Genomic DNA, 12924 nt, shown 5'->3' on the forward strand with positions numbered 1-12924 from the left:
CACGGGCGCAACGACGCGACACACGGGCGCAACGACGCGACACACGGGCGCAACGCCCTCGCAGCATCAGCGCGGTGATGGCGTTGCTGGTCGTCGTGTTCGTCACGCTCGGATCGCTCATCGGTGCAGACATGGCTCGAGCAGATCCCGCTCTCGACGAGGCGCTCAGCATCGTCGACGACGCGATCTTCGCGATCGACATGCAAGACGAGTTTGCGCTGCAGGACGCGATGACCCGGGCGACCACGACGCTGACCTGGTTGCCGACGATCACCGTCGAGTCGATCCAATCGGGCGATCGTGACGCACTCGTCCTCATCTGGCTCGGCATGTATCTGCCGAGCGGTGAAGCGTTCCTCGTGGCGTCCGACGTCGTCGAGATGGAACGAGGCGCGCGGCAGTGGGGGTTGCCCGGAGACCCGGAGAGCGACGCGGCGATCGACGAACTCGACCGCCATGCCTCGGCACTGTTGGAGATCTTCGATCATCGCGGTCTGCCCCTCACGGGAGCGTCGCGCACCGTGATGGCCCGAAACTCGACCACGCCGGAATTCGAGGCGTTCGACACCGCGATCGCGGACCTGCGGGCGCAGGCAGAACTCGACCTTCCCGACGACAACTGGGTGCCTCCGCCCCTGAGTGTCCCCGACGACAACCTCGCCACCCCGACGACCGTGCCGGCCACCGTCGTGCCGACAACCGTCGCGCCGACGACTGTCGCGGTCTCGACGCCGCCTGCCACTGCACCGCCCGCTACCGCGCCGCCCATCACTGCGCCGCCGCTCGCCGCGCCAGCACCTCCGCCCGCGACGGCCGTTGCTGCGCCGCCAGCGGCTACACCGGCGACCCCACCAGCCGACGCGAGCGTGGCGGATGTGAGCGCCACGGCATCAGACGACGGCGCCGATGCGGACATCACCGGGTCCGGCCGGCAGCAGCGCGTCGACGTGCCACCCGAGAACTTCGACGACGTCGCTGAGATCCGACGAGCGGACACCGTTTCGAACGACGCATCCGACGAGACCGGTCGTCCAGCCGACGCCGTCGTCGTGGCGGACACGGCAAACGACGTTCGCGACGACCTGACGGAGACAGCCGACGCCGCACCGAATGACACGCCGAACGACACGCTGAACGAAGACGGGTCCGGCGGTTCTTCCGTGCCCGGTCCCGCGATGCTCGCCTTCGCCAGCATCGCGGTGCTGGCCGTGATCATGTCCTCGATCAGCATGGTGCGCAGCCGACGCCACGCCGACCTGTCCACGATCGCGTACAGCGACGCGCTGACCGGGCTGAACAATCGACGCCGCTTCGACGCCGACGTGAGCACGATGTCGGCACGAGGTTCGACGCCGACCGCGATGCTCATGCTCGACGTCGACCACTTCAAACAGTTCAACGACACCTTCGGCCACGCCGTCGGCGACGACGTGCTCCGCCAGGTCGGCGATGTCTTCTCGAGAACAGTGCGGGCGAACGACGTCGCGTACCGATACGGAGGCGAGGAGTTCTGCGCGCTCCTGCCGGACACGACGGAGGCGGACGCAATGGCGATCGCCGAACGAGTTCGACGAGCGATCGAAGCCATCGAGATGCACCTCGACGACGGCGCGACGGTGTCGGTCACCGCGTCGGTCGGCGTGTCGTGCGGCCCGGCCGAACAACTCGCGGGTCTCGTCCGACGAGCCGACGAAGCGGTCTATCGGGCTAAAGACGACGGGCGCAACCGCGTCGCTGCTGGCTGACCCACCGACAACGGTCAGCCGCGGTGGACCATGCCTCGGTAGCCGTCGGCGAAGCCTGCTGACCGAAGCAGTTCGACGAACCCACCCGGGGCACCGGTGATCGGACCGCCGTCGACCTTGCGGATCTCGATCGACGGTGCGCGACCTTGTGCGACGAGACCCATCAGCGCCGCGGTCCACGACGTGTCCACCAGCGTGTCGGGGAACGTGACCACATGGTGTCCTCGCCGGTCGAACCACGCAAGCAGCCGTCCCGCTCGCAGCACCACCAGCGACGTCGCGCTACGCGCCGGACGACCGCGGGTCTCGGGCCACGCGAGCGTCGCTCCGTAGGGGTTGGCCGGGTCGGTCGCCGCGAGGACGACCGGATCAGGGACGTCGTCGGGATGGAATCGTGGGTCGGGCGTCTCGCGAGCCGAGCGGAGTCGATCGACGGCGCCTGGCACCGCAAACTGCGCGGCGCCGAGTCCGTCGACGAAGTACCCGCGCCGAACCTGCCCGCGTTCTTCGAGCACCTTCAGCACGCCGTAGACGTTGCTGAATCCTCCGGTGATGCCCTCGGCGAGCACCCCCTCTCGTGTCACGATGCCGTACCGTTCGACCAGTTGCAGCGCCTGTGCGTGGGCCGCCTCGGTCGGATGCGGCACCGGTTCGAGCAGCGGGGCGACCAGGCTCCACCTGCCTTGACCGGCGGGCGGGCCGATGCGGTTGAGTCGACCGGGACGCGGTCGGCCCCCGACGCGGCCCGCTCGTGGGCGAGATCCGCTGGGCTTGGCACCTGCGACGACCGCCCGCAGCGGTGCCAACGAGTCGTTGGTGACCTCGCCGGCCCACACCAGATCCCAGAGCGCCGCGAGGAGTTCGTTGTCGAGGGCGCCGGGCGCCGCCGCGCGCAGTTGATTCCAGAAACTCGCGCCGCGCTCGGCGAGCAGCGTTCGGATCGCGTCGTGCAGGGCGCCGTCGGGACGCTCTCGCTCCTCCCACCCCGGAGCAAGTGAGGCGAGTTGATCGGCGAAGACGAGCCGGACACGACCGTCACGGGTACCGACACCGCCCGCGCCGACCCAGATCAGATCCCCCGACGTGCACAACTCGTCGAGCATCGAGGGCCGATACCCGAGGACGCGAACCGCCAGCAGGTCGGTCTCGATCGTGGACGCGACGAGCGCCGCGCCCGAGAGCACCGTCAGCGACTCGACGAGCGCTTCCATGCCGCGTCGCTGCGCCGGAATCTCGTGCCACGCCGGGAGGAACCGAGCCAGCGCCTCCTGCTCGACCGGTTCGACCTCGCGCCGCAACGCCGCGAGCGACCGACGACGGAGCTGCCGGAGCACGTCGACCTCGCAGAACTCTCGCGCGACGCCATCGGGACGGAACTCGCCGACGACGATGCGTTCCTCGGCCCCGAGTGCAGAGAGCGCGCCGGCGATCCGATCATGCGGGGCATCGAATCGGCCGGCGACATCGGCGGTGACGAACGGCCCATGCGTCCGAGCGAAGCGACCGACCAGCTCCTCGAGCGGGCGTGGCACCGGCTCGGTGAACGCCATCGGTAGCCCGACGGGAATCGCGCAGCCGAGCGCGTCGCGATAGCGGGCAGCGTCGTCCGCCGCGATGAAGCGGGTCTCACCGCCGATGCCGACCTCGATCGCTCGCTTCTCGGCCAGCAGGCGAGCGATGGCCTCAGCGGCGTCGAGCTCGTCGCCACAGCGCAGATCGAGCTCGACGGCGGTGAGGTCGCCGACCTTGCGGAGCACGTCGTGGAGTTCGTCGACCGAGCGAGCTCGACGATGCTGCGCCACACACTGCAACTCGAGCTCGACGTCGACGAGGACGTCGGGATCGAGCAGGTCTCGGAGCTCCTCGGCCCCGAGCAGGTCGCGGAGGAGATCACGGTCGAGCGCGAGTGCCGCGGCCCGGCGCTCGGCGAGCGGCGCATCACCTTCGTACATGTACGCCGCGATCCAGTTGAACAGCAGGCTCGACGCCATCGGGCTCGCCTTGCCGGTGTCGACGCTCACCACCCGGATCGAGCGCGACCGCAACTGGCTCAGCACCTCACGCAACGCCGGTACGTCGAACACGTCCTGGAGACACTCCCGCGACGCTTCGAGCAGGATCGGAAACGTCGGATACTTCGCCGCGACCGAGAGCAGATCGGCGGCGCGCTGGCGCTGCTGCCACAGCGGCGTGCGGCGATCGGGGCGACGGCGCGGCAACAGCAACGCACGGCCCGCGCACTCCCGGAACCGCGCCGAGAACAGCGCTGTCTGCGGCAGCGTCGCCACCACGAGTTCGTCGATGTCGTCCGGGTCGACCATCAGCGAGTCGACCGGCAACTCGTCGGCCGACTCCGGGAGGCGCACGACGATCCCGTCGTCACCCCACATCGTCTCGACGGGGATGTCGTAGCGATCCATGAGTTGCCGCTCGATCGCCATCGCCCACGGCGCGTGGACCGGCGTGCCGAACGGCGTGAGGATGCACACCCGCCAGTCACCGATCTCATCGCGGAAACGCTCGATGACCACCGTCCGGTCGTCGGGCACCGCGCCGGTCGCCTCCACCTGTTCGTCCAGGTACTGCACCAGGTTCGACGCCGCGAACGCATCGAGCGAGTAGTGACCCATCAACCGCTCGACCGCCGCGACGCTCACACCGCGACGAGGCGCGCGCGGCGCGTCGACGGTGGACTCGGTGGCGAGTACCGGGCCCGGCTCGGAGGTGCTCAGCTCACGGATCTCGCGCACGAACGTACCGAGCGCTCGCCCGAGCTCCAGCGGACGGCCCGGGCGGTCGCCATGCCAGAACGGCATCTTGCCCGGCTGGCCCGGCGCCGGCGTGACGGTGACGCGCTCGAAGGTGATGTCGTCGATCCGCCACGTCGACGCGCCCAGGACGAACGTTTCGCCCGGCCGCGACTCGTAGACCATCTCCTCGTCGAGCTCACCGACGCGGGTGCCGTCGGGCAGGAACACACCGAACAGTCCGCGATCGGGAATCGTGCCGCCGGAGGTGACCGCGAGGCGCTTCGACCCGTCACGAGCGCGCACCGTGTCGTTGATCCGATCCCACACGATGCGCGGCCGGAGCTCGGAGAACTCCTCGCTCGGATACCGGCCGGCGAGCAGGTCGAGCACGTTGTGGAGCAGCTCGTCGGAGATCTCCGCGTAACTCGCACAACGCCGAACCAGCTCCGCGATCTCGCTGATCGAGCACTCCTCCACGATCGCGACGTGTGCCACGATCTGCTGCGCGAGCACGTCGAGCGGGTTGCGCAGGAAACGACTCGACTCGATCTGACCGTCGATCATGCGACGGGTGACGATCGCTGCTTCGAGCAGATCGCCGCGATGCTTCGGAAAGATCGACCCGCGCGACGGCTCCCCGACCTGGTGTCCGGCTCGACCGATCCGCTGCATCCCACGGCTGACCGCGCCCGGCGACTCGACCTGGATGACGAGGTCGACGGCGCCCATGTCGATACCGAGCTCCAACGACGACGTGGCGACGATCGCACGCAACTCACCTCGCTTCAGTTGATCTTCGATCACGACGCGTTGCTCGCGGGCAAGCGAGCCGTGATGTGCCTTGACGAGTTCGTCGACCATCGCGCCGGTCTCCGGATCGACGATGCCCGGGACGCCTTCGTCGACGGCGAGTTCGTTGAGCTTCGCTGCCAGGCGTTCGGCGGCGCGGCGCGCGTTGCAGAAGATGATCGTCGTGCGGTTGGCGAGGATGCGCGACAGGATCTCGGGGTAGATGCTCGGCCAGATCGAGGTCCGACGCTCGGTGAGCGCTGCGGTGGCCGGACCCGAGACCAACTCGGTGCGGACCTGGCCGATCGTCGACATGTCCTCCATCGGCACGACGACCTCGACGTCGAGTTCCTTGCGGATGCCGGCGTCGACGATCTGCACCGAGCGTTTCGTGCCCGCCTGACCGTCGGCACCTGCTGTGGCATACCCGCCGAGGAACTCGGCGATCTCCTCGAGCGGCCGCTGCGTCGCCGACAACCCGATGCGCTGGAACGTCGTCGGGCGCAGCGGTGCGTCGCTCGCCACGACGTCACCGGTCCGAGCTCGAGCGTCGAGTTGGAGCTGCTCCAGGCGTTCGAGGCTCAGCGCGAGATGCGCACCGCGCTTGGTCGTCGCCATCGCGTGGATCTCGTCGATGATCACCGTCTCGACGCCCAGCAGCGTCTCACGCGCCTTCGAGGTCAGCATCAGATACAACGACTCGGGCGTCGTGATCAACAAGTCGGGTGGTCGGCGGACCAGCTTCTGGCGGTCGTTGGATGCGGTGTCGCCGGTCCGCATGCCGACCTCGGGAGCGACGAAGGACTCGCCCAGGCGTTCGGCGGCGAGCTCGATGCCTTTGAGCGGCGCCCGCAGGTTCTTCTCGATGTCGAAGGCGAGCGCTCGAAGCGGCGAGATGTAGAGCACACGAGTGCGGTGCGACCGATCCTCCGGTCGCGGCGTCGTCGTGAGCCGGTCGATCGACGCGAGAAACGAGGTGAGGGTCTTGCCGGAGCCGGTCGGCGCACAGATCAGCGTGTGCTCACCGGCGACGATGTGGGGCCACCCGAGTACCTGAGGCGGGGTGGGTTGCGGGAACGACGACGCGAACCAGGCTCGAACGGCCGGCGAGAACGCAGCGAGTACCGGATGATCAGCGATCCGGCCAGGCTATCCAACGACGGGAACGCCCGTTCGAGGCCAGCTCGAGATCAGACCGGCGCGAGCTCGAGATCGGCGACTGGCTCAGCGAGGCGGTGGGCCGACGAAGCGGAGGTGCGAGTCGTAGGTCGACGTACCGAACGCGATCCACGCATCGTCGTCGGAGGCATCGGTCACGGCGATGCGCACCTCGATGCGGTCACCGAAGTGCAGTGCCGTAGCCACGTCGTCGAAGTGCAGCGTCTTCTTCCTGAAGTCGTTCGCGTTGCGGAACTCGACCGTGTCGGAGTCGAGGAGCGCACACGGTTGCAGCACCCGGCAGCGGTACAGGCCGGCCTCGATCGTGATGTCCTTGCGCTCGAAGTCCTTCGCGGCGGCGTAGAGCTCGAGATGTGCGTGGCCGGTGATGTCGGCCGATCGCCACGCCGTGAACACGACGACCTTGTCGGGGTGCGATCCGCCGATGCCGGCGGCGTCCTTCTGGACCAAGCGACCTGGCGCATCGTCTTTGTCGATGTCGTAGTTGGGTAGGCCCACCGACGGCGGCGTGCCGCCCGAGAGCAGGAGCACCGCCTGCTGGACCGAGTTGATGCCCAGCAAGGCCCCGAGATACACCCGAGCGCTCTCGACGTAGGCGGGTTCCGTCGTCGTGGTCGTCTGTGGCACGGTCGTGGTCGTCTGTGGCACGGTCGTGGTCGTCTGTGGCACGGTCGTGGTCGTCTGTGGCACGGTCGTGGTCGTCTGTGGCACGGTCGTGGTCGTCTGTGGCACGGTCGTGGTCGTCGTCGTGGTCGTCGCCTCGGGGACCGTCGTGCTCGGGCTGGGTACCGTCGTCGACGGGGTGACGGTCGTGGTGACCGGTGCGACCGTGGTGCCCGGAGTCGACGGCGCAGTGCTCGGCGGAACCGACGACTCGTCGTTCACCGGTTCTGTCGATGGCGTCGAGGTGTCATCGCCTCCTCCAGCCTGGTCCGCGGTCCCCGCCGTCGTGTCATCGGAGGCATCGCCGGAGGAACCATCGATGCCCGCAGCGTCATCGGGAGCGTCATCGGTTTCGGCCTCTGACGAGCCGTCTGGATCGGCGACCTCATCGGTCGAGAGCGACAAGCTCTTCGACAGCAACTCACCATCGGTGGTCGAGTCGATCGTCGCGCCCGTCGAGCCGTCGTCGGCCGCCGCGTTCGGAGTTCCCTCGGCGTTGGACGCCAGTACGCGGCGGAGCATGCCCGTGGCCGGATCGATCTCCATCGACGAGGGGTCATCGAGGTCGACCACGTTCACGACCTCATCGGCCGCGATCTCGGTCTCGGCGAACTCGACCGGAGCCGGAGGTTCGGCGACGGCGAACCCGGCCGCACCGGCCGCGACACCGACGGCAACCGCTGCGGTCGATGCAGCGAACCCGGAAGCGCCGACGGCACCCGCGGTCGCAGCACCGGACGACGCCGTCGCGCCCACGGCGATGCCGCTCTTCGCCGCCACTGCGGACACGCCCGTGGAGGCACTCGTCGCTGCGACGCTGGAGCCGGCACTCCCCGCAACACTGGCGCCACCGGAGGTCGTGCTCGTCGTCACCTGACCAGCGTGCACGACACCGGTCGGCTCGAAGAGCGCCAACTGCGCGACCCAAGCGACGGGTCCGGTCATCAGACGGAGCCGGCCGAGCGAGATGTTGAGAAACGCCCGAACCACGATCGGGTCGAACTGCGACCCGGAGTTCGCGGCCAGTTCGGCGCGAGCGGCCGTCGCCGACATCGCCTTCTTGTACGAACGCGCCGATGTCATGACGTCATAGGCGTCGGCGACCGACACGATGCGCGCAGCGATCGAGATCTCGGTGCCCGCCAGGCCTTGCGGGTAGCCACGCCCATCGAAGCGCTCGTGATGTTCCCACACGGCACGAAGCGACTCGCCCAGCCAGTCGGCGAGCGGAGCCACCAGTTCACGGCCGGCCATCGGGTGCTGCTTGATCTGCTCGAACTCGTCGTCGGTCAGCCGGCCCGGTTTGTTGAGGATCTCGGTCGCGACCGCCGTCTTGCCGACATCGTGCAGCAATCCAGCCCAGCGAATCTTGTCGAGTTCGGTCTCGGTGAGACCCATCTCTTCTCCCACGAGGTGGGTGTACGCGCGCACTCGCTCCGAATGGCCGCGGGTGAGCCGATCGTGCTGGCTGAGTAGACCGACGAGTTCGAGCAGACGCTCTGCTGCCTGTGACGGCGTCTCGTCGAGCGCCGACGTCTGCGCGGCTTCGAGCTTCTGGCGCAACTGCTTGGTCGTGCCCGTGCGCATCGCGACGCGAAATCGAGAGGGCGCCTGATCCGGAAAGAGCAAGGTCAAGTTGAGCAGCGTGGACAGCGGCAGCAGGCGTCGGCCGAGCCGGTCGACGATCGTCATCGCAATGGTCGACAACGCGATGATGACGATCCACCGAGCTGCGCCCATCGGCGTCGAGCCCGCCAACGGCAATCGGGATGACAGCACGAACGCCACGCTCATCGCCGTGACGAACGGGATGACGACCACCGCCACTCGCACGAGCCGCGACAGCACGGGGTGCGCCTGCCACTTGTTGTCGATCGTGTCCGCCATGATGTGGTGCGCTTTCTGCTGTCCGGGACCTTCCCGGAGCGAGTGGGCTCGTCGGGCCCGCGTGTGACCTGCTGTGAGGTTGACCTCCAGCAAGGTACTGACGCTGGATTCTCACGTACAGTGAAAGACCGAACTCTTGAGGTGAAATTGCGAGTCGGCAGATGCCATGTCAGAAGTTCGCCGCCCCCGGTGACGAACCGCTGCGTTCGGTGACCGACGCCGAACCTGCTCAGCGCTCGCGCAGCACGCCCGCATCGAGCTCCCAGGTCCGCGTCAGGCGGACCCGTTCGAGCATCGATCGGTCGTGCGTGACGAGCAGCACCGTGCCCGAGAACGCCTCCAGCGCGATCTCGAGTTGTTCGATCGCCTCCAGATCGAGGTGGTTCGTCGGCTCGTCGAGCACGAGCAGGTTGGCCCCGTTCGCCATGAGCACCGCCATCGACGCTCGGGTGCGCTCGCCGGGCGACAGCGTGCGACCCGGTCGGTCGAGCTGTTCGGGTCCGAGACGGAACTTGGCCAGCAATCGACGAGCGTCGGCGACCAGGAGTCCGGTGGTCGCCGTGAACGCGTCGAGCAGCCCGGCCTCACCGACGAGTTGGGTGCGTGCCTGCTCCACCTCGCCGACCACCACGCTCGGTCCCAACCCCGCGACGCCCTCGCTCGGCGCGATCCGACCGAGCAGCAACCCGACGAGGGTCGACTTGCCCGCGCCATTGGGCCCGAGCAGCGCGATCCGGTCACCCCACCCGATCTCGACGTCGACCGGACCGAGTACGAAGCCGCCGCGCGTGACCCGTGCGCCGCAGGCCGACGCCACGGTGTCACCGCTGCGGTCCGTCGTGGGGATCGAGTAGCGCAGTTGCCACGGGGTGCGCGGCTCCTCGACCGCCTCGTTGCGGTCGAGACGTTCGATGGCCCGATCGGTACGCGCGGCACGCCCGGCCAACTGCTCGGTCTGATTCAGCTGATGGTGACGGATGAACTTGTCGGCCTCGCCGGAGCGTTTCGCCCGTGCTCGCCCTTTCGTCGACCATTCTCGCTCTCGCTGACCGCGATCGAGCAGCGCTCGACGCTTCCCGGAGTACTCGTCGAAGCGATCCTGCGCACGCTGCGCCGCAAGCTCGCGTTCGGCGAGGAACGCTGCCCACCCGCCGTTGAACCGGGTCGCCCGGTGGCTGTGGTGATCGATCTCCACGACCCCGGTGATCGTCCGCTCGAGGAACGTCCGGTCGTGACTCACGAGCGCCACCGGCGCTTCGAGGTGCGTCACCCAGCGCTCCAGACGTTCCAGGCTCGCCAGGTCGAGATCGTTCGTCGGCTCGTCGAGCAGCACGACGTCGAAGCGAGACAGCAACAGCGACGCCAGCGACGCTCGTGCCGCCTCTCCGCCCGACAGCGAACGCATCGACTGTCCGAGCAGTCGCTCGTCGAGCCCGAGTTCGTCCCAGACTTCGCCGATCCGCGCCTCGACATCGGCGGCGCCGAGCGACAACCAGCGCTCGAGCGCATCGCTGTAGCGATCGGCGGCGTCGGGCGTCCCGGCGGCGAGCGCTGCGGTCGACGCATCGAGTTCGGCTTGTGCATCACCGACCCCCGTGCGGCGCCGCAGGAACTCGACCACGGACTCGGCCGGGTGTCGATCAGCCTCCTGGGGGAGGTAGCCGACGGTCGCCGTGGACGGGACCCGTTCGACCGTTCCGACCGTTCGACCGTCGTGACCGGGGGCGATCGCTCCCGCCAACGCCAGGAGCAGCGTCGACTTCCCGATGCCGTTGGGGCCGACGACGCCGACTCGATCGCCGGGCGCAAGCGTGAGGTCGACCTGGTCGAGGACGACGAGCGGCCCTCGGTGGATGGTGAGGTCGCGAGCGATGATGGTGGCAGGCATGGTGGACTCCAGGGGTCGAAGATCGCGGCGGATCCGGGACGAACGGTGGACGTCACTGCTGCTTCATCGTCTTCGACAGTAGTCTCGATCACCCTCCGACGCGCGCCGAGTTCGCAATGCGATCGCCCCCAAACGTCCCCGCAACGCAACACAACGCACGCCCTCTCCCGCCTCACCCTCACCTTCCACCTCTCCCCTCGTGTCGACGATCACCCTTCGCCCGTGGCAACGCGCCGCGTTCGATCTGTTCATGAACGGGGCCCGTTCTCCCGCCGACGCCGTGCGAGCCGATGGCAGCGCCGACGTCGCCCCCGACTTCTTGGCGGTCGCGACCCCGGGCGCCGGCAAGACCACGTTCGCGCTCACCTGTGCACGGGCGGTGCTGGCCGAGAGAAACCGGCCGTTGGTCATCGTCGCGCCGACGAGCCACCTCAAGATCCAGTGGGCGCAGGCAGCGCACCGGCTCGGGCTCGAAGTCGACCCCTTCTGGTCACCGAGCGACGGCATCGCTGCCGACGTCCACGGACTCGTGACGACGTACCAGCAGATCGCCACGGGTACGGCGGCCAAGAAGCTCGCCACGTTGGCGTCGGACGGGTTCGTCATCCTCGACGAGGTGCACCACGCCGGCACCGACAAAGCCTGGGGTGACAGCATCCGCGTCGCGTTCACGACGGCGTACCGCCGCCTGTCGTTGTCGGGCACGCCCTTCCGCAGCGACGCGGCGCAGATCCCGTTCGTGCGCTACGACGCGACGGGCGAAGGCGACCTCGCGCACGCCGACTTCACCTACGGCTACGCCGACGCGCTGCGCGACGGCGGGGTCGTCCGACCGGTCTACTTTCCCCGCGTCGACGGCGAGATGGAGTGGACCAACGCGTCGGGCGACGTGATGTCGGCGACGTTCCAGGACGAACTGACGAAGGATCAGGCCTCGATGCGGCTCCGAACGGCGCTCAGCCTCGAAGGCGAATGGATGCCCGCCGTGTTGTCCAAGGCCGTCGACCAGTTGCGAGCGATCCGCCGGGCCCCGGTCGCCGACGGGGGGCAACCCGATGCGGGCGGCCTCGTCATCGCCATGGATCAGGATCACGCACAGGGCATCGCACGACTGCTGCGCGACCGGTTCGGCGTTCCGGCCGACGTCGTGGTCTCCGACGACCCGGGCGCCTCGAAGAAGATCGAGCAGTTCGGCGGCAACGACCGCCCGTGGCTGGTGTCGGTGCGCATGGTGTCGGAGGGCGTCGACATCCCTCGTTTGCGCGTCGGCGTGTTCTCCAGCACGACGTCGACCGAGTTGTTCTTCCGCCAGGCGATCGGCCGCTTCGTGCGCTGGCAGGCCGGGCGCGCCAGCCAGAAGGCGTACGTCTACATTCCCGACGACCCTCGACTGCGAGCGCACGCGTTCTCGATCGCCGAAGCTCGCCGTCACGTGCTGCGACCGCCCGGCCACGACGACGACACCGACGACTTCCGCGAAGACGGCGGCCTCGACGAGCAGGTCCACCCCGACGACGAGCACGAACAACTCGCGCTGTTCACCGTCGTCGGCGCCTACGCGACCGGCATCGAGATGCACACGGTCACCGCGGACGGCGGTGTGCTCGCCAGCGACGGCGATGCGACGTTCGTACCGACGTTCGAGCTCGACCCGCCCCGCTACGACGACGAGCCGGATCCACCCGCACCGTTCTTCTCCGACGACGCGACGCTCGGCGTCGACCTGCCGGAGATCCCGACCGCGGCGGGCCTCGTGCCGTCCGGCTCGATGAGCGTCGGCGAGCGCAAGGACGAACTCCGCACCCGCAACGCCCTCGTCGCGAAACGCCTCGTCGACGTGACCGGATGGAGCCACGCTCGCGTGCAGGCAGAGATGAACCGCCTCGTCGGCGTGTCACGCGTCGCGACCGCGACGAACGAACAACTCGCTCGCCGACTCCGCTACAGCGAGTCGTGGCTGCGACGGCTGCAACGCTGAGCCAGCGATGCAGCGACGCGAGCGGGTCCTTGCCCGACCGCGGCG

Annotated in this window: 5 protein-coding genes; 2 read left to right on the forward strand and 3 right to left on the reverse strand. The window is 68.6% G+C overall.

The window, feature by feature from the left end:
* Nucleotides 1-1745, forward strand: a 1745-nt coding sequence (locus ACE37B_RS08600; RefSeq protein WP_409922913.1) for a diguanylate cyclase, incomplete at its 5' end; no start/stop codon positions are given.
* Between the two features lie 14 nt (nucleotides 1746-1759).
* Here the strand turns inward: ACE37B_RS08600 and ACE37B_RS08605 are convergent.
* The 3 genes from ACE37B_RS08605 to ACE37B_RS08615 form a co-directional block, all read right to left on the reverse strand.
* Nucleotides 1760-6424, reverse strand: a complete 4665-nt coding sequence (locus ACE37B_RS08605; RefSeq protein ID WP_409923657.1) for a DEAD/DEAH box helicase — start codon at nucleotides 6422-6424, stop codon at nucleotides 1760-1762.
* Between the two features lie 84 nt (nucleotides 6425-6508).
* Nucleotides 6509-9013: an HD-GYP domain-containing protein gene (locus ACE37B_RS08610; protein WP_409922914.1), complete on the reverse strand. Its 2505-nt coding sequence runs from the start codon at nucleotides 9011-9013 to the stop codon at nucleotides 6509-6511.
* 229 nt (nucleotides 9014-9242) lie between these two features.
* Nucleotides 9243-10901, reverse strand: coding sequence for an ABC-F family ATP-binding cassette domain-containing protein (locus ACE37B_RS08615; protein WP_409922915.1), 1659 nt, complete (start codon nucleotides 10899-10901; stop codon nucleotides 9243-9245).
* A gap of 199 nt (nucleotides 10902-11100) precedes the next feature.
* Between ACE37B_RS08615 and ACE37B_RS08620 the strand changes: the two genes are divergently transcribed.
* Entirely contained in the window at nucleotides 11101-12879 is a 1779-nt protein-coding gene (locus tag ACE37B_RS08620) for a DEAD/DEAH box helicase (protein ID WP_409922916.1), read from the forward strand.
* The last annotated feature ends 45 nt before the right edge of the window (nucleotides 12880-12924 follow it).

The sequence above is a fragment of the Ilumatobacter sp. genome, assembly GCF_046290335.1.
GTDB lineage: Bacteria > Actinomycetota > Acidimicrobiia > Acidimicrobiales > Ilumatobacteraceae > Ilumatobacter_A.